The sequence below is a fragment of the Candidatus Fukatsuia endosymbiont of Tuberolachnus salignus genome (assembly GCF_964030845.1).
Classification (GTDB): Bacteria; Pseudomonadota; Gammaproteobacteria; order Enterobacterales; family Enterobacteriaceae; genus Fukatsuia; species Fukatsuia symbiotica.
Map to the genome: position 1 here is coordinate 2,763,034 of NZ_OZ034983.1, position 19,393 is coordinate 2,782,426.

11 protein-coding genes and 4 tRNA genes are annotated in these 19,393 nt (G+C 42.2%); 9 read left to right on the top strand and 6 right to left on the bottom strand.

Annotated elements, in window-relative coordinates:
- Nucleotides 1-7 precede the first annotated feature (7 nt).
- Complete coding sequence (locus AAHH42_RS13290; protein WP_342221341.1) at nt 8-6,196, top strand: TcdA/TcdB pore-forming domain-containing protein; 6,189 nt, start codon at nt 8-10, stop codon at nt 6,194-6,196.
- 194 nt (nt 6,197-6,390) lie between these two features.
- On the opposite strand, the gene dsbC is transcribed toward AAHH42_RS13290, so the two are convergent.
- Entirely contained in the window at nt 6,391-7,122 is a 732-nt protein-coding gene (gene dsbC, locus AAHH42_RS13295; protein WP_072550636.1) for a bifunctional protein-disulfide isomerase/oxidoreductase DsbC, read from the bottom strand.
- Between the two features lie 67 nt (nt 7,123-7,189).
- Nucleotides 7,190-8,092, bottom strand: coding sequence for a site-specific tyrosine recombinase XerD (gene xerD / locus AAHH42_RS13300; protein WP_072550635.1), 903 nt, complete (start codon nt 8,090-8,092; stop codon nt 7,190-7,192).
- 396 nt (nt 8,093-8,488) lie between these two features.
- Here xerD and AAHH42_RS13305 point away from each other — a divergent pair.
- The 4 genes from AAHH42_RS13305 to AAHH42_RS13320 all read left to right on the top strand — a co-directional run bounded on the left by AAHH42_RS13305 (nt 8,489) and on the right by AAHH42_RS13320 (nt 8,895).
- A tRNA-Met gene (locus AAHH42_RS13305) sits at nt 8,489-8,565 on the top strand.
- Between the two features lie 8 nt (nt 8,566-8,573).
- A tRNA-Leu gene (locus AAHH42_RS13310) sits at nt 8,574-8,658 on the top strand.
- Between the two features lie 25 nt (nt 8,659-8,683).
- A tRNA-Gln gene (locus tag AAHH42_RS13315) sits at nt 8,684-8,758 on the top strand.
- 63 nt (nt 8,759-8,821) lie between these two features.
- Nucleotides 8,822-8,895, top strand: a tRNA-Gln gene (locus AAHH42_RS13320).
- A 163-nt stretch (nt 8,896-9,058) separates the two neighbouring features.
- On the opposite strand, the gene asnB is transcribed toward AAHH42_RS13320, so the two are convergent.
- From asnB to nagB, 4 genes are all read right to left on the bottom strand, one after another.
- Entirely contained in the window at nt 9,059-10,744 is a 1,686-nt protein-coding gene (gene asnB, locus AAHH42_RS13325; RefSeq protein WP_342221342.1) for an asparagine synthase B, read from the bottom strand.
- A gap of 63 nt (nt 10,745-10,807) precedes the next feature.
- A complete protein-coding gene (gene nagC, locus AAHH42_RS13330) occupies nt 10,808-12,028 on the bottom strand; it encodes a DNA-binding transcriptional regulator NagC (RefSeq protein WP_072550648.1) in 1,221 nt (406 codons plus the stop codon).
- A 19-nt stretch (nt 12,029-12,047) separates the two neighbouring features.
- A complete protein-coding gene (nagA, locus tag AAHH42_RS13335) occupies nt 12,048-13,187 on the bottom strand; it encodes an N-acetylglucosamine-6-phosphate deacetylase (RefSeq protein WP_342221343.1) in 1,140 nt (379 codons plus the stop codon).
- 18 nt (nt 13,188-13,205) lie between these two features.
- The gene (gene nagB, locus AAHH42_RS13340) at nt 13,206-14,006 is read right to left on the bottom strand and encodes a glucosamine-6-phosphate deaminase (protein WP_342221344.1); all 801 of its coding nucleotides are present in this window, start codon (nt 14,004-14,006) and stop codon (nt 13,206-13,208) included.
- Nucleotides 14,007-14,325: 319 nt separating this feature from the next.
- On the opposite strand from nagB, the gene nagE reads away from it, so the two are divergent.
- From nagE to xseB, 4 genes are all read left to right on the top strand, one after another.
- Nucleotides 14,326-16,311 carry an N-acetylglucosamine-specific PTS transporter subunit IIBC gene (gene nagE, locus AAHH42_RS13345; RefSeq protein ID WP_254052022.1) on the top strand — a complete coding sequence of 662 codons (1,986 nt, stop codon included), beginning with the start codon at nt 14,326-14,328 and terminating at the stop codon, nt 16,309-16,311.
- A 165-nt stretch (nt 16,312-16,476) separates the two neighbouring features.
- On the top strand, nt 16,477-18,144 hold the full coding sequence (gene glnS, locus AAHH42_RS13350) for a glutamine--tRNA ligase (protein WP_072550630.1): 1,668 nt from the start codon (nt 16,477-16,479) through the stop codon (nt 18,142-18,144).
- A gap of 80 nt (nt 18,145-18,224) precedes the next feature.
- A complete protein-coding gene (locus tag AAHH42_RS13355; protein ID WP_072550629.1) occupies nt 18,225-18,995 on the top strand; it encodes a CDP-diacylglycerol diphosphatase in 771 nt (256 codons plus the stop codon).
- Nucleotides 18,996-19,053: 58 nt separating this feature from the next.
- Nucleotides 19,054-19,356: an exodeoxyribonuclease VII small subunit gene (gene xseB, locus AAHH42_RS13360; RefSeq protein ID WP_083429626.1), complete on the top strand. Its 303-nt coding sequence runs from the start codon at nt 19,054-19,056 to the stop codon at nt 19,354-19,356.
- Nucleotides 19,357-19,393: the final 37 nt, after the last annotated feature.

The window sequence follows — 19,393 nt, forward strand, 5'->3', positions numbered from 1 at the left end:
TCACAAATTGTTTAAATATAGGCAATTACACAATTTTCAGGACAGGCTCCTATTTTGTGATAACTCTTCCTTACTTTCTTATCGTTCTGAAGGTATCGTCACGGCTAATATCCCAGGTACTCGCGAGATTGGCGGTATCATTGCTTACGATCATGCTTATGCCGCATTGCTCGAGGATATTGGAGTAGTACCTGATAGATACCCACGATCATCCCTGCATAAGATTTTATCTCCTGTCACTCCAGCCTTCTTCGCTACTGAAGAAGCTTATCTTTCGCGTTTACGAGGGCCGGGGATAAAATTGCCGTACGATGTGTTTCCACAGCACAGCAATTATGACAGTCAATATATTATACAACTGCAGGACGATGCTTCAGTTAATCCAATGGCGCGTTATCTCTACAACAAAAATAGTAATAGTACCGCCCACTACCTTTATCAACAGGCAAGTAATGAGTTAGTAGCCGTTAATATTGCGCCGAACTTTGAATTTAACCGTCGAACACGTATTATTCTGATAAGTCATGGTCGTTTTATGCAAGCACTAGGAGGAAAAAAAATAGTGCGCTTACTCATCAGCAAAGGCTTGTTAAAAAAAGATGCTGATGGATTATTTCCCGTAGTGGATCGCATATCGATAGCAGCCTGTTATATCACAGAGCGTGTTCCCGAAGGCTCGGCTGCAGCTGCTTTACCGCCAAAACCCGTAACAGACATCCCCCCTGAAAAATTTATAGAAGATCTCTATCACTCTTTTTCTGCTGTGAAAATACCGGTGAATAGCATCAGTGTGCGTGAAAAATTAGTAGCCGTTGATGTTTTAGGGCGTAAATGGTCAGGCGAGCCTATCAACCCGAATGCACCTGAGAATAAATGGCAAATTAATTGGGCCTTAGTCAAAGAAAGTGATAAAAAAATCATTTTTACCCAGAAAAGCAATGGAAAAATAGTCAGTGAACGTATATCGAAGACAGAAAAAACCCCCATGCGCAGTAGGCGACTGCGTACCTCCTACCTGGGACGTTTTGGCATAGACTATATGATTAAACTTACCTCTGAACAGACAAGAAAACTCAATGGACAGCTGGACGAAAAAACGGCCATCAGTCTTGTGGAAAACTTAAAGAAAGGCGCTGTTTTGATGGCTGCTGATAGTATGGTATTGATCGCAGGTATGAGTGAAAGTCGTGAGCGTTATGGCATTATTATCAATGGGAGTGAACCGAATATGGCCGCCTTACAACAGGCTTTGTGGCAGACCAAAAATCATGATGATTATAAGAGTTGGTTGGCTAAGCTAGAGCTGGAGGGTGGAACAAAAGAATTAACATCACGTATAGAGAAATTGTTTGTCGATCCACAAGAGGCTTTCAGGCGTCTAAAACAGCGCTACTTGCATGATGAGTTTGATCTCTTTTGTCTAGACCTCAGTGATCCAAGTAGTGCGGGCATTATTGAGCGTGATATGCGTAGAAAAAAAGCTGTTGGTAGCATTTATTTAGGTCAGATTGAAGAATTACTGGATAACACTACTCGACAAAGTATGCAATTTGATGATGAACTGAAAGTTCATCAAGAAAAAATAAAAAACACCATTGATAAAATCAACAACACTCTGATTCACTTAAGCGGGAACAGATATCATACACCCCTTTACCATTGTTCAAGAATAACGAATAAATCCGTGCAAAGTACCGTCGGCGAGAGTAAGTTGGAAAAAAAATACACTAAAAAGCGTTATCTCATTCAAATGCGGGCGTGTCATGTTGATACAGCTACACAACTTAGTCACTCCATCAGTATGCCAATAACATTAAGCGATACCTTTAGTACTGCAAGCCGAGAATTATTTGCGGCCACCCCCCTACAAGCTGATAAATGTATGCCGCTATTATTGGCAATGACCTACGACAAAAACAGCAAAAGTTATGGGATAAATTATTTACATAATGGCGTTGTGCAAGGAAAAATGCTAACCACCAGTAACGATGAATTTGCTGAAATGAAGCGCTTCCTGGAACAACAACATGAGACTTTGCATCAGCACTATCATGTGGTCAATGGGCGCCTTTATCCTCATGAAGGTGCGCGTAATAAATTTTTTAGTAAAATAGAAACTCTAGGCATGGGTGTGAATGCGGTATTTGCTATTATGGCGATACAACACTGGCTACAAAATGGTAGCACAGTGCCCGGTAACACACAGCTTGCTAACGTATTGCAGCTGCATACTTATCTTGCCATGACGCAGGTGGCTTTCAACATCCATAACGATGGCGTGACCTTGCTACAAGCAGCTCTAAAACAGGATAATATTGGTCGTTTTTCACGCCTTTTTCAATTTATAACTGTACCAATGGGGCTAGGATTAACCTTCGCTGATGTTACCCTTAGCGCAATTGAATTGAGCAAAACTGAAAACGAAGATCAACGTATCCTAGCGACGACCCAACTTAGTTTTTCGGCAATGGGCTTGTCATTATTCGTCGGCAGTATGGCTGCCGGGTTGCTTGGCTCGACTCTGCTTGTCAGTGGATTATTTGCTGTCGGTATTACACTGGCTGTCGTGGGCTATGTGATACAAACGGCAATGGCAAATACCCTGAATAATCTGGACAATGCCAAAATCATTGCTGATTATTTTTCTAGTATGTTAACGGGTTGGCGACAAGCCGGCTTTACCCTGAACCGAGGGATACTCGTGCCCTGTCAAGGGACAGTGATCACGCAAGTAGACCTACGGGGTGCCAGCTCTATTTTTGTGGTGTTTGATACCGAGGGGCAGTTAATAAAGAGGAAAGAAGCACGGGGTGAATCTACCCGTGATTATATCAATTTATATCAGCAACGTCCGGTGGAAAAAACCGTTCAAACCCTTGTTCTACCAGATAATGCAGCTGGGATCAAGACGCTGATCTTACCTACACAACCGCGCGCGAAAATTACTCCTGTCCTGAGCAGTGGCTTTAATTTTTCGCTCCAAAGTGGAGGAGATAGCAAATTTCTGTCAATGGATTTCTTCGCTAGAAAGGACGCGGAATTTCCATTTATCCTGTATCGCGATCCACTTTCTATGTTGCCTTATTTCTCAGCCCCCAGTGAACTTAGGTTTAACTATGTTTATACCGAAGTCGATATTTTACTTGGTAATCATCATTATTATTTGATTGCCGCGGGGATAGGACAAGAGCAATCAAAGCATCCGCTGATGAATCTACCGGTATACAGTGAACACTTATATTATAAATTCCACGCGCCTCAGAGAGGAACGGCTGTGGTTGTTCTGGTATTGAAGCGAGCACAGGCCAATATGACTATTGATTGTGTTAACGATCAGGTAAATTGGCTAATTGATGCTAGCCATCTTAATGATATTGAAGTGATATGCGATCAGAGTGCGAGCCTCCCCGAAGGAAATATAATGAAATTTATTTGTCGTACACTGACGACAAAGGGTCAATACACGACGGAAGTCATCACTATCATCAAAGTTAAAAACAGTGAAAAAACCAAAATCACGCTAAATCTACCGCAAGGGATCACAAAATGGAAACCACAACAGACTATTTTTTGCCGTATTCATTTTTCTGAGTTGCCGCTCAACCAGGGTGAGCAAGATATTATCAGTGAGGAAGAGGTACAAGCGGCGGTGCAAAAATATCTGGCACAGCAGGGTAGGAATAACCGCTATGCTATTAACACACTGCGCCTCGATAATTATATTTGCCGCAATAGACATCTCGACAGCACAACCTATGAAATAGAAAAAATTGACGACTGTTTCTATCTACTCACACAACCTGCCTTACTCTATACCGCTAACTACAATCAGACTATTTTCAACCGTAGTATCGAACGCCATAATGTGACATTAATTTTCCACAACGGTGCCTCTGCCTGGTATCGTGGCGATCTTTCTATTACCTTTCAGCAGACTGATGGTCCCTCTGATCTGGCGATCTATAAAAACGTTTTCTGGATGTCGAATACTAAAACAAAAAAATTACAGCATTTGTACCTACCCGCTATTCACCTGCCGACTATCACGCGGTATACATCTAGCAGAGTGGATCACCCTCCCGCTGCTACCTCAGAAATTGTCCAAACCCATGTATTGACCAATGGCATTTTGTTTCAGCAAGATTACATTTATTATCTTCCTCAGGGGGATAATAAAACCAGTGTTAGCAAGCAGATACAGCTTATTTATATGATTGATACTTCCTCTGTTGAGGGGCGTTTGACATTGCTTGAAGTCCGGGGTCTACCCATCGATATTGTGACTCACTTAATTAACAGCCACAAACTGGAGATGCTGGATCGTTTTATGACGAAACAAGCATCAGCATCCTCTGCTGGCGTTCGATTCTCTTCAGTCACTCCTGCACATATCAACATCGTTAAGCTGTCTATCCCACAAACCACAACGACAGTATCCATAGGTAACAACAGGCTAATATGGCCGTTGCCTAACAGTTTAGATGGGGTGACAGGGAACATATCGGCAAAAATTGATAGCCAGCTGCTCAATAATGCCCAGTATTTTATCACTCTCTTGAGCGCCGTTAAGGGAAATAGTGCAGAGGATAACTATTACTTCTGGGGCGTGACAGAGCCAGATAATCATCATCAATTTTACAAACTCTATCGGCAAAAAGGCCATACTCTGGCAAAAGAGATCAGATTAAACAATTTTGGTCTCGCTAGCACCGATGTGTTGAGCGTCACAGGTATTCATCAGGGGATCGCGCTGAATATAAAAAGTGGGCAGAGTTACCACCTCACACTCGGGTTGCTTGAACATGAGCAACTCACTTTACACAGCCTAGGCAAAGCGTGGCGAGAACTACATCAGAATTGGTTGCCTACTTTGAAGATGTATATTCACCAACTTAGAAACAAACAAAAAACATCTCTCTTAGTAAAAGCCATTGATATCGCGCCTATTTTGACTATCACTGATCTAATACACAGTGATGGCCTTACTGCTCTTCCTGTCTGGTATGACAGTATTTGTCATAATTTGTTTATCTGTAAGGAAAAGTTTAGCTCTGTTATGCAACCTGATTGCTTAGGTATAGCTAATGATCAGCAAGGTGCCTGGATCTTAAATAAGCGTGCTAACAATGTGGAAATTGGCTATTTACCGGCAATCAATATCAATCCCAGCTCTACGTTTTTTAACCATAGTTATTTGCTGAACACAGCTGAAACACCGGCTTTGGTATTATTGTCTGTCGACGAATTACTCAGCGGTGAGATTTTCACTGGCGCATCTTTAGCGGAGCAAGGCCACATTAACGTAGTAACACAAAGTGGGATCATCCTTGATATTAGTAAGTATGATAGTAATAGCCTTGATGTTAATACACCAGACAAATTTATCGCCAAGCTACTGGGAGTGAATAGCCTGTTTAGTGGCGCATATTATGATGCTGCAGACCATCTACAGCGGATAGCATTGAAGCATGCTTTAGATGTCCTGAGTAAAAAATATCTCTGCCCAGAAATTATCGCTATTCTATTAAAACGGAACCAACATGGTTGGTATCATCCGCAAAGTGAGGGTTTATTTATCTTGCCGGCTAATGAAAGTACAGCAAAATACCTTGGTTTTAGCGAAAGAGAACAATCTGCTTACTTTACTACCTACAGGCCTGGTTTTTTATTGAAGATGTCTTCATCAGGTAACTATGATTTTATTGATAACCAGGGGGCGACTTACCAACGTTTAGACGATTGGTTAATTTTAAAATGTAATGCCGTTGCAACTTCTGATCATCTCAATACTGTTGATATCCCCTATGCTCTCAATATTGATGTGATATCCAGTTTATTAATAACCAGCGGCCGACAACAGAACAGTAATAAAAAGTTTACTGTCGATATCGAATTGCTTAATTATGCTGTGATACAGATTGTTCATCGTGGTGCGGGATCGTTACATTGTCGTATTCCCCAGCAAGATACAACCATTGGTTGTACTATCACCCGAAAAGGAGAGGATCTTCTGTTATTTATCGTTGGTCAGATATTAATCATTACTGATGTTTTCAATCCACGAAAAAATGCTGCCTACGGCAGACTACAGTTGATCTTTGCAAATGGCGGTATTACAGCGAGTGAACTAGCGAACTACTACAATGACAGTAATGCAATCGGTGAATATGTGATACCGATGCCTAATTTGGAATAACCTCAGTACGAGATGACAGAGTAGTATCCTTGAGCTAATGAATTGACCCAAAATGAGCAAGTGCCTCACATTATCCAGGTAATCCTATTTTCTTAGATAGGGTTAATTATAAAATGGTAAGGCACCTATTAGTAAGGTACCTATGGGAGATGAAAGAAAGAGCCTATTCGACATCCATTGCGTAACACATGCCACTATTGACCGTTGTTCTTTGAAGAAGATGAAATCTCATCTAGCTTTTTATTAAGTTCTTCTGGTGCCAGGTAACCCGGCAAAATGACACCATTCTGCAACACAATGGAGGGTGTTCCCTGTATTCCGAGTTGAACACCTAATTCGTAGTGTTTCTTGATATCTATCTTGCAGGACGCCGGAGAAATCTCTTCGCCCTTTATTGCTGCATCAAAAGCTCTTTGTCGATCAGCCATACACCAGATCGATTCCATATCCTTTGCTGCTTTCGCATTGAGACCTTGACGTGGAAACGCAAGATACCTGATAGTAATGCCTAAATCATTATATTTTTTCATCTGACCGTGCAATTTGTGGCAGTACCCACAAGTAATATCAGTGAATACGGTCACTACGTGTTTTTCTCTCTGTGCTTTATACAGGATCATTTCATTTTCAAAGCTGATTAATTTTTTCATTAACAGCTGATTCGTGATGTTGATCGGCTCCTTGCCACTGACGTCGTAGAGAGGCCCTTGAAATAAACGTTTACCGTCGGTCGAAATATAAAACACACCCTCCTTAGTAAGGACAGTATTCAGCCCAGCAATTTGTGAAGGCTGAATATCAATAGCTTGAATATCCATTTTTTTTAAGGTTTTTTCAATAGGGTTATCATCAGTATTGGCATAGGCGCAAGCTACCCCGACAAATGAAGGAATTAACATTGGCAACAGCAGTAAACTCTTTTTCATTGATTGATCCTATGGTTGTTTCTATTTTGTGCACATGGCAGCCCTTCACTCAACTTATTATTTTTAACTAGGCGCGCGGATGATGCTGTTGATGTAGCTGTTTTAGTCGTTCAGTTGCTACATGAGTATAAATTTGCGTGCTTGACAAGTCACTATGACCTAATAACATTTGTACTACACGTAAATCAGCACCATGATTTAACAGGTGGGTGGCAAACGCATGGCGTAAAACATGGGGTGATAACCGTTCACTGTCAATACTAGCCAGCATCGCATAATATTTAATACGATGCCAGAAAGTCTGACGAGTCATTTTTTGACAACGATTACTGGGAAAAAAAATATCCAATGGCTGTCCGTTAATAAGCCAATGGCGACCATGTTCCATATATTTTTCAATCCAATACATAGCTTCTTCTCCCAAAGGCACTAACCGTTCTTTATTACCTTTCCCGATTACCCGCAGCACCCCTTGGCGCAAGCTGATATCACTTATCTTCAATCCAACAAGTTCAGAAACACGTAAACCGGTGGCATACAACACTTCCAGCATTGCTTTATCACGCAATTGTAGTGGAATATCAACGTTGGGGGCATTTAATAGCGCTTCAATCTGTGCTTCGCTCAAATTTTTGGGTAAACGTTGTGGCAATTTGGGCGAGGCAAGCAATAGAGTGGGATCGTTTTCTCGCAACTGTTCACGATATAAATACTGAAACAATCGCCGCATGGCACTCAGTAAACGTGCTGAACTGGTTGCCTTATAGCCATTCTCAAGGCGTTCGGAGAAAAAACGCTGTAAATCGCATGCTTGCGCACGCAGTAAATCGTTACTATGTTGTTGCAACCAATGGGTTAGTGCCTGTAAATCCAGTCTGTAAGATGCCAAAGTGTTTTCAGACAGATTCCGCTCCAGCCACAGTGCATCAAGAAATTGTTCAATCAGCGTGCTATTGTTTTGTGTTTGCATATCAAATCCTTCCCATCCTTCTATTAGAAGCTGTTCGAAATCTCTTGTGCTCGCCGTGTTTTTGTCAAGTAATTCGTCAAACATGCGCTCAAAATACTCATTTATCCCCCCTTTTTATTGAATACAAAGAGTAAACTGCGCTTTTTCGCGCGTTTTTTCCTCGTCTGAGCACAGTGAAAAAGATTTGGAACGCTTCTTCTTAGACCTCTTGCAAAATCTACTGCGTGGTGTGAATTCGGCGTTGCTATTGATTGTTCAGCTTATCGCCATTGTGTTCACCAGCCAAACAAAAGAACTTTGATCCCGCTCTTTTGATAAAAAACCAGTTGACGCAGATCAAGCATATCCGCATAATTGCGCTCCGCAACGCTGGTGAGGCGGATGTGATGTAAGAATGGCTACGTAGCTCAGTTGGTTAGAGCACAGCACTCATAATGCTGGGGTCACAGGTTCGAATCCCGTCGTAGCCACCATTTTTTTTGCGGGAGTGGCGAAATTGGTAGACGCACTAGATTTAGGTTCTAGCGCCGCAAGGTGTGCGAGTTCGAGTCTCGCCTTCCGCACCATGATCTGAGTTTATTTTGTTGTAATTGGGATATCGCCAAGCGGTAAGGCACCAGGTTTTGATCCTGGCATTCCCAGGTTCGAATCCTGGTATCCCAGCCATATTTTTTAAATCACTGCTCTATAGCTCTTTGTTTTCCTTCAAATGAATTTCCATCGCGTTATTGGGGTATCGCCAAGCGGTAAGGCACCGGATTCTGATTCCGGCATCCCAGGTTCGAATCCTGGTACCCCAGCCAATTCAATAAATTTTCCTCTCATTTCATTAGCTTAGTGGCGGTCACACTGCTACCCTGCACAGTGTTTTTAACAAAAACTACCCGTTAATCAGCCCGTTGATATCAAAGAGTATGTGACAGCAACGGGTACAGATTATTCAGCAACGCCGGTGGTGATTAATTTTTATTTATAGGCTGACTGATGAACACCTACCGCACGACCTGACGGATCATCCGTATCTTTGAACGATTGATCCCATCCAATGGCTGTGGCGGAAGAACAAGCCACCGAAGGTCCTCCGGGGATACATTTTGCCGCACTTGCTGAAGGGAACAGTTTTTCAAAAATTTCCCGATACAAGTAGCCTTCTTTGGACGTTGGAGGATTGTGAGGGAAACGGGAATGAGCATCTTTTAGCTGCTCATCTTTGATCTGTTGATTAGCCATATCTTTTAGAGAATTGATCCAACTGTAGCCAACACCATCAGAGAACTGCTCTTTTTGTCGCTGTACAACATCACCTGGTAAGTAGGATGAAAAACTTTTACGCAGTATATATTTTTCTATTTTTCCATTGCCACACATTTTTTTCTGCGGGTTAATGCGCATCGCCACATCGATGAAATTTTTATCAAGGAAGGGGACGCGTGCTTCAACACCCCAGGCCGACATCGCTTTATTAGCACGTGCACAATCGTACATATGCAGTGCAAGTAATTTACGCACTGTTTCTTCGTGGAATTCTCGCTTATTGGGTGCTTTATGGAAATAGAGATAGCCACCAAATATTTCGTCAGCACCTTCACCTGATAACACCATTTTGATACCCATCGCCTTGATCTTACGCGCCATAAGATACATGGGTATTGAGGCTCGGATGGTAGTGACGTCATAAGTTTCGATGTGATAAATCACCTCTCGGATGGCATCAAGGCCTTCTTGTACAGTGAAATGAATTTCGTGATGTACGGTGCCTAAATCATCAGCCACTTTCTGTGCAGCAGCCAGATCGGGCGACCCCTTTAGACCCACAGCAAAGGAGTGAAGCTGTGGCCACCAGGCGTCCTTACGTTCTTCATCTTCTATCCGACGTGCCGCAAATTTTTTGCTAATTGCCGCAATAATGGAAGAATCCAGCCCTCCTGACAGTAAGACACCATAAGGCACATCAGACATCAGATGGGTTTTTACCGCAGCCACCAACGTACTGTGTAGTTTCTTAGCATCGGCATCGGCATCGGCAACATTATCTTTGACCTTATTGTAATCAAACCAATCGCGATCATAATACCGCCGGATTTCACCATCTTGACTCCATAAATAACTTCCTGGTGGAAATTCTTCTACAGTACAGCAAATCGGAACCAGTGCTTTCATTTCAGAAGCAACAAACCTATTACCTTGTTCATCGAATCCCATATACAGTGGGATAATACCTAGATGATCACGACCAATTAGGTAAGCATCTTTTATACTATCGTATAATACAAAAGCAAACATACCCTGTAGATCATCAAGGAATTGTTCCCCTTTTTTCTGATACAGTGCCAGAATAACTTCACAGTCCGAGTGCGTTTGGAATTGATAACATTCGCCGCTATTGCTATGTTGCTGACGCAGGGCTTGGTGATTATAAATTTCACCATTAACAGCTAAAACATGAGTACTATCGGCATTATATAGTGGTTGGGCACCCGTATTAATGTCAACGATAGATAAACGTTCATGAACGAGGATGGCTTTATCACTGGCATGGATACCCGACCAATCGGGACCACGGTGGCGCATCAAACGTGACATCTCTAAAGCTTTAGTGCGTAATAGGCTCGCATCTCCTTTAATATCGAGCACCCCAAAAATAGAACACATAACAATCTCCCTAACTTTTTTAGCGGTGATAATACTGTCATTGAATCATTAAATAAACATTGATTAGCTTGCCAATAGTTTTTGTAATAGTACTCCGTTTAACATGGAGCGTTTAGCTAATGCAAAAGCACAGATAGCGGAATGATGATCAAGCGTAGAGATGACTACTGGCAAATTTTTACGGAAATCTTGCAATACTTGGGTATTAATACAGCTTTGAATGGCAGGCAACAGTACCTTTTGTGCTTTGGTTATTTCACCGGCTATCACTATTCTTTGCGGATTGAATAGGTTAGTCATGATAGCAATGGCTTTTCCTAAATAGCGGCCTACATTTTCAATGATTTCTCTGGCTAACAAATCATTGCCGCTAGCTGCTTTACAGATAGCATTGATATGACAATTGTCCACCGTTAGTTTACTGGTGTAACCTTGGGTTAGCAAATGACGCACTCGATTTTCAATAGCCGCGTTAGAGGTTACGGTTTCCAGGCAACCAAAGTTACCGCAATAACAACGTTCACCGATCGGATCAATCTGAATATGACCGATTTCGCCGACGTTGCCGTTATTACCGAGAAATACCTGGCTATTAACGACAATACCCGCGCTTATGCCACAGTGCAGGCGCACCAAAATAGAATCTTTACAATCACGGCTAGCACCAAAATAGTGCTCTGCCAATGCGAAGCTGCGAACATTATTACCGATAAAACTGGCCACATTAAATCTTGTCCACAGCTTATCGGCCAATAACCAGTTATCGACACTGATATGAGGCATATAGCGCACAATACCCCGATGAGTATCAACTAGACCCGGTAAACTGACGGCGATAGCAATCAGCTCAGATCGTTTTTGCCGATGGTTTTCAATAAACAGATTAATGATACGGAATAAGGTTTCTTCTAGCGCTTCTTGTGTACAACCGCCGAGAGTATAATATTTTTCATTCAGCGACTTACCATTCATATTAAATAGAGTAATGGTGGCATCGTGACGCCCCACACGTACGGCGAGCGTGTGAAGCTGACTGTTTTTTGTGACGATGGAGATGGCGCGTCGCCCTCCTGTCGAAGCTTGTTGTTCGACTTCTTTGATCAGTCCGCGTTCGAGTAATTGGCGTATAATCCTTGTAATGCTGGCAGGCGCTAAATGACTAAGCTCCGCGAGTTGAATACGCGATATCGGACCTTGTTGATCAATAAGCCGATAAACTGCCGTGCTGTTCATCTTTTTAACCAGATCAACATTGTCTGTTTGTGCATGCCTATCGGTGTTCATCAATAAAGTACTCATTTTTTCAAACTTCGTTGCCATTAACGATAGTCCTAGTGATGTGGTAATCACGGGTAAAAGCGGTCAAATTGGCTACTTTTCCAATTTCAACGCTGCCCAACTGCTTATCAAAGCCAATCGCACGCGCCGCATAAAGCGTTGCCATGCGCAACGCTTCATCTAACGCGATGCCCACATGTTCAACACTGTTCTGTACTGCCTGGATCATGGTAAGCGCAGAACCGCTGAGAGTACCATCTTGATCCCAACAGACACCATCATGATAGTCAATTTTTTTACCGGCAAAAATAAATTGCTCAATATCTGAGTTAGCCGGTGCGGTGGCATCCGTAACCAGAATCAGTTTGTCGCCTTTTAAACGCTTAGCCTGGCGGATATTGACCCAAGACACATGGTGTCCATCGCAAATTACACCACTATAAGCTGCTGGAGTATCAAAAATTGCGCCGATCAAACCGGGTTCACGTCCAGTAACGGTTTGCATAGCATTGTAAAGGTGAGTCGCACAACCCACACCTGCCGCGAATCCCTTACGAGCCTGTTGGTAAGTGGCAGTAGAATGCCCAGCAGAAAGCAAAATACCCGCGTCAGCTAGCTGACGAATGTATTCTTCAGCGACTGTTTCTGGTGCTAAGGTAATCTTGCGAATGACATCCGCATTAGCACACAGATAATTTATCATGGTCGAGTCAGGCTCACGGATAAACGCGGGGTTATGTGTCCCTTTTTTTAACGGGTTGATATAAGGCCCTTCCAGATGTAGACCCAACGCCTTATACTGATTTTTTCCCAGATAGCTGCGCATGACTTCAATGCTGTGTCGCATCAACTCATCGCTACAAGTAATAAGGGTCGGTAAATAACTGGTACAACCTGATTTTTCGTTGGTACACTGCATGATTGCTAACGTTTCTGGTGTAATATTCTCAAAAGAATCATTAAATTGTACGCCTCCACAACCGTTAAGCTGTAAATCAATAAAACCGGGAGCCAGTATCGCGCCGCTCAGATCACGAATCTCAATATTGTCAGAGAGTTCAGCCTCTGGACAAATACGTTCTATCAGACCCTTACTAACCACGACAGCATGGTTATCCAATATTTCATGACCGGTATAAATTCGTCCCTGAGTTAAAGCATACATTAATACCCCCTGATAAAATTAAAGATTTTTTATATTTTCAGCTTCGAGGTCGCGAAAATATTGTACAGTTTTGACTTTCAATTCCATAGTAGCTGCTTCATCACAGACGATAAGTGCTTTTGCGTGCAATTGCAGGCAACTGATGGTCCACATGTGGTTTATATTACCTTCTACTGCTGCCTGTAATGCTTGTGCTTTGTGATGACCGGTGACCAGAATCATCACTTCTTCTGCATCTAACAGGGTGCCAATACCAATGGTCAGAGCGTATTTGGGCACCTTATCGATATCGTCATCAAAGAAACGGGAATTCGCAATACGGGTATCGAAAGTCAGCATCTTGACACGAGTGCGTGATGTCAAAGAAGAGGTCGGTTCATTAAAAGCAACATGACCGTCACTTCCCACCCCTCCCATAAATAGATTAATCTTACCGTAAGACTTAATTTTTTCTTCATAATTCTGACATTCTGCGTTGATATCCGTTGCATTACCATTGAATAAATGGATATTTTTGGCTGGTATATCAATATGATCGAAAAATTTTTTATACATAAAACTGTGATAGCTTTCTGGATGTTTTTCAGGTAGCGCCACGTATTCATCCATATTGAAAGTGACAACGTGCTTGAAGCTCACTTTTTTATCTTTATACATGTTGATCAAATAATGGTAGGTGAGCAATGAGGTACTACCGGTGGGCAATCCAAGAACAAATGGACGCTTTTCTTGGGGATTAAACCTGTTTATACAACTGACAATATAGTTAGCTGACCATTTACCGACTTCTGTGGCATTTTGCAGAGGGATAAGTCTCATGACACACCTCATTTTTTGATAAATATTGGATAGAAAGCATGATGAACGACCTGATCACCGGGCGTGATACTGTACTCAGTTTTACTGTAGATTGCTTGCGAAACTGATTTGTGATGAACTCAAAAGCGGTACATCCTCATGTACTTTGGTATAAGTTGCTGTGTTCCGTCTTCTGTTGCACACTGGAAACGAATAATATACTTTTTTCTAAAAGGGAGTAACCGCTTTGGAAAAAAGGCAAGATTGAAGTTTTAATTGCGAATGAATAGAGGAGAAAGGGAATATGCTTAGTTATTTGCAAAAAGTAGGGAAGGCTTTGATGGTTCCGGTAGCCACATTACCTGCTGCTGCCATATTAATGGGAATAGGGTATTGGATTGATCCTATAGGCTGGGGAGGCGATAACAAATTAGCGGCGTTATTAATTAAATCCGGTTCTGCGATTATCGGGAACATGTCGGCGCTGTTCGCAATCGGGGTTGCTTATGGCATGTCGAAAGATAAAGATGGTGCTGCGGCCTTGACCGGTTTTGTTGGCTATTTGGTATTAACCACGCTCTGTTCTCCAGACGTGATATCCATCCTTCAACAACTGCCACGGGACCAGGTACCAGCCGCTTTCGAGCAGATCCACAGTCAATTCATCGGCATCATGGTAGGGATTATGTCTGCCGAATTGTATAACCGCTTTAGTTCTGTCGAATTACCAAAAGCATTATCATTTTTTAGTGGTCGCCGTCTAATACCGATCTTAACTTCTTTTTTGATGATTTTCGTCGCCTTTATCCTAATGTACCTTTGGCCAATAATTTACAATGCATTAGTTACCTTTGGTGAATATATTAAAGGAATGGGATCTTTTGGTGCTGGTCTTTATGCTTTCTTTAACCGTTTGTTAATCCCAGTTGGCATGCATCATGCGCTAAACTCGGTATTTTGGTTCAATGTTGCTGGTATTAACGATATTCCTAATTTTTTAGCAGGTCAACAGGCTATTGATTCAGGTAAGGCAATCGTGGGTATCACTGGGCGTTATCAGGCGGGCTTCTTCCCGATTATGATGTTTGGTTTGCCAGGTGCTGCGTTGGCTATTTATCATTGTGCGCGTCCAGAAAATAAAAGTAAAGTCGCGGGTATTATGTTAGCAGGTGCATTCGCCGCATTTTTCACTGGTATCAGTGAGCCACTTGAATTCTCTTTCATGTTCGTTGCCCCGATACTGTATTTCATTCATGCCGTATTAACCGGTATCTCAGTGTATATTGCTGCAAATATGCATTGGATTGCCGGTTTTGGTTTTAGTGCTGGCTTAGTGGATATGATCCTCTCTTCGCATAATCCTCTTTCCACACATTGGTATATGTTAATTCCGCAAGGTTTGGTGTTCTTCGTTATTTACTATTTACTATTTCGCTTTACTATCAATAAATTCAGTTTATTGACGCCTGGCCGTGAAGATCAGGTTTCGGGTAATGAAGAAGATGGCTATGACATTGATAGAAATAATACCAATAATGAGAATGCTATTAAATTGTTAGCTCGTCGTTATATCAGTGCTGTTGGTGGTTCTGATAATGTGGTGGCTGTCGATGCTTGCATTACCCGTTTGAGGCTAAATGTGAAAGACGCCAGCAGGGTCAATGATGCTTTAGCGAGACATTTAGGTGCATCAGGCGTTATTCGTTTGAATAAATATAATGTGCAAATTATTGTTGTATCTCGCGCCGAGTTGATTGCTAATGCGATGCAAGCAGTATTGGCGTTAAGCTCAATTTCTCCGGCGGCACTTACCGCCTCGCCTGGACATATTGAAGCACAAAAAGGGATTAAAAAACCGCAAAGTACACCCTTGATATTGCTCTCTCCTATTACTGGGGATGTTTGCGCCTGGGATCAGGTTGCTGATCCCACTTATGCCAGTGGCTCTATCGGTGATGGTGTGGCTATTTATCCAACAGGTAAAACAGTGGTTGCGCCAGCCAATGGTAAAATCTCCTGGAGATTCAATACTAACCACGCTTTTTGCCTGACAACCGCCACAGGCGCTGAAATTTTGGTTCATATTGGCAGCAATATAGAAAAACAGTATAGTCATGGTTTTAAACGCCTGGTTGAAGAAGAGGCTACTGTGGTAGCCGGTCAGCCCGTTTTAACTTTAGATTTAGCGTATCTTGAGACTAGTGGTGTTTCTTTACTGAGCTCGATTTTGATACAAAATATCACCGATTTTGGCAGTATCGCTGTGCTTGCCAGTGGCTTTGTGGTGGCGGGACAAACTGATTTATTGGCAATTGGCGAAAAATAAAATATCAACAGGCTGCATGCTAACGGGAATAGTGCGATCTCTTCCCGATTTTTATTTGTCTTTTGGTATAATCGCGTCTTTCAACAGGTATATTAGACACAATTTTCTGCGCTTCACCCTTTTGGGGTGGGTGTGGGTTTCATTTTAATATTGAGGAACAGCATGATGAGTGAGGCTGAAGCCCGCCCCAATAATTTTATTCGTCAGATCATTGATGAAGATTTAGCCAGTAGTAAACATGCTGTGATACATACTCGTTTCCCACCTGAACCAAATGGTTATCTACATATTGGTCATGCTAAGTCTGTTTGTCTGAACTTTGGTATAGCTCAAGACTATCAGGGACAGTGTAATCTACGTTTTGACGACACTAATCCAGTAAAAGAAGATGTTGAATATATCGAATCAATCAAACGTGATTTACAGTGGCTAGGCTTTGAATGGAGTGGTAGGGTACATTATTCATCCGATTATTTTGATTCATTGTATGAATATGCGCTTGAATTAATTAAAAAAGGCCTAGCCTATGTTGATCAATTAAATGGTGAACAAATACGCGAATATCGTGGTACCTTGACGTCTCCGGGTAGAAATAGTCCATTTCGTGATCGCCCTATTGAAGAAAATGTCATGTTATTTGAAAAAATGCGAGCAGGTGACTTTACTGAAGGGAGCGCTTGTCTGCGAGCCAAAATTGACATGGCATCACCTTTTATGGTGATGCGTGATCCGGTGTTATATCGCATTAAATTTGCCGAACATCATCAAACGGGTAATAAGTGGTGCATCTACCCGATGTATGACTTCACTCACTGTATTTCCGATGCATTGGAAGGAATCACACACTCACTCTGTACCCTTGAATTTCAAGATAACCGTCGTTTATATGATTGGGTATTAGATAATATCAATATTGAGTGTCGTCCACGTCAATACGAATTCTCTCGCCTGAATCTTGAATTCACTATCATGTCGAAACGCAAACTGAGCCTATTGGTGACTAAAAATATCGTTGAAGGCTGGGATGATCCGCGTATGCCGACTATCTCAGGTCTACGTCGTCGCGGCTACACTGCGGCGTCGATCCGTGAATTTTGTCGGCGTATCGGTGTGACCAAGCAAGATAACAATGTCGAGATGATAGCATTAGAGTCTTGCATTCGTGACGATTTGAATAAAAATGCACCACGGGCAATGGCAGTTTTGGATCCGCTAAAAATTATCATCGAAAACCGGGCACCCAAAATAGAACAATTAACCATGCCTAATCATCCAAATAATCCACAAATGGGCAATCGTCAGGTGCCTTTCGATAGCATTATTTATATCGATCGGGCGGATTTTCGCGAAGAAGCTAATAAACAATACAAACGTTTAGTGCTGGGTAAAGAAGTGCGTTTGCGCTACGCCTATGTCATCAAAGCAGAGCGTGTTGAAAAAGATCAAAAAGGTAACATCACCACAGTCTACTGTAGCTATGATGTGCAGACACTAAACAAGGATCCACTGGATGGCCGTAAAGTAAAAGGTGTCATTCATTGGGTTGCTGCCGATTACGCGTTACCGGCAGAAATCCGTTTATATGATCGCCTTTTTAATGTAGCAAACCCTGGTACGGCGGACGATTTTATAGCAACAATTAACCCCGAATCTTTGATTATTCGTCAGGGTTTTATTGAACCGGATTTAGCGGATGCAACCCCTGAACAAACCTACCAGTTTGAACGCGAGGGTTATTTTTGCGTCGACAGTCAGCATCGCCTAGCTGGAAAACGCGTGTTTAACCGTACTGTTAGTCTACGTGACACTTGGCAGATCAAAACTGGGTATTGAGCATTCGGCGTAACGGCGGTTTTATGTACCCTATTTTTTTGTAATAAAGCTGGCGTATTATGTAGTTAAAGGATTTGTTGATGCTTCACTTATCGATTCGTCGGGTCTGTCACCTGTTTATGTTGATCACAATAATCGTGGTTTGCGCGCTGTGGTTAGGGCTAATGAGGCATTCAAATACACTCTGGAAAATCATTAGTCAGCAGTGTATCCCTAATCAGGAACAAAAAAATAATCCCGCACCCTGTAGCGAAGTAAATAAAAAAGCAGGGTTCGTGGTCTATAAAGATCGCCAGGGTCCACTACAATACCTGTTGATACCGACTACAAAAATTACTGGGATTGAAAGCCCGGAACTCCTTGTGGCCACAACACCCAATTTTTTTGCTCAAGCCTGGCAAGCCAGAAAATTTATGGCTAACAAGTACGGCTCGTCCATTATGGATGCAGATATTTCACTAGCGATTAATTCTCAATATGGTCGCAGTCAAAACCAATTACATATTCATATATCCTGCCTATCACCTAAGGTAAAGGCCAAGCTGGCCAATCTTGAAGCAAGCTTTCAACCACAATGGCAACGGTTGCCTGGTGGCTTACTCAATCATGATTACATTGCTAGACGGGTCAGAGTCAATGAATTGCAACAACAAGGTGTGTTTCGCTTACTGGCAGAAGAAGTGGAAGGTGCAAAAGAAAACATGGGCAGCTATGGGTTGGCGATGACCAGCTTATCAAATGGAGATTTTCTACTACTGGCGACACAACGCAATCTCTTGAAATTTAATCTAGCATCTGCAGAGGAGATCCAAGACCATCAATGTCAGACGCTCTTTTATCAGTTAGAATAGACAGTGGCACGTTTCGAGCGTGGATTCCTCTATTTATCATGATGACGACGATATTATTATGCCAAAAAAAATTACCTCATCAGAGTCTATTGCAAAACAGCGGGCAACTTCTGCTAACAATAGAAATAAAACCGCCAGTTTTGAAACAGTACTCAACGAACTAGAACAAATAGTGACGCGTTTAGAATCAGGAGAATTACCACTTGAAAATGCATTAAATGAGTTTGAACACGGGGTGAAATTGGCTAAACAAAGCCAGCAGACGCTGCTACAGGCTGAGCAACGAGTGCAAATTTTGCTCAGTGATGATGTAGGGAAACCGCTAACTCCCTTTATCGCTGATCCTGAAGAAGCCCGATAGACCGGCTATGTAGCGCAGTGCTGGCAATTTTTGTACA

Coding starts and splice junctions, on each gene's coding strand:
- dsbC (WP_072550636.1), bottom strand. CDS start 7,122: ATGAAAAAGAGTTTACTGCTGTTGCCAATGTTAATTCCTTCATTTGTC.
- xerD (WP_072550635.1), bottom strand. CDS start 8,092: ATGCAAACACAAAACAATAGCACGCTGATTGAACAATTTCTTGATGCA.
- asnB (WP_342221342.1), bottom strand. CDS start 10,744: ATGTGTTCTATTTTTGGGGTGCTCGATATTAAAGGAGATGCGAGCCTA.
- nagC (WP_072550648.1), bottom strand. CDS start 12,028: ATGAACACCGATAGGCATGCACAAACAGACAATGTTGATCTGGTTAAA.
- nagA (WP_342221343.1), bottom strand. CDS start 13,187: ATGTATGCTTTAACTCAGGGACGAATTTATACCGGTCATGAAATATTG.
- nagB (WP_342221344.1), bottom strand. CDS start 14,006: ATGAGACTTATCCCTCTGCAAAATGCCACAGAAGTCGGTAAATGGTCA.
- nagE (WP_254052022.1), top strand. CDS start 14,326: ATGGTTCCGGTAGCCACATTACCTGCTGCTGCCATATTAATGGGAATA.
- glnS (WP_072550630.1), top strand. CDS start 16,477: ATGAGTGAGGCTGAAGCCCGCCCCAATAATTTTATTCGTCAGATCATT.
- AAHH42_RS13355 (WP_072550629.1), top strand. CDS start 18,225: ATGCTTCACTTATCGATTCGTCGGGTCTGTCACCTGTTTATGTTGATC.
- xseB (WP_083429626.1), top strand. CDS start 19,054: ATGCCAAAAAAAATTACCTCATCAGAGTCTATTGCAAAACAGCGGGCA.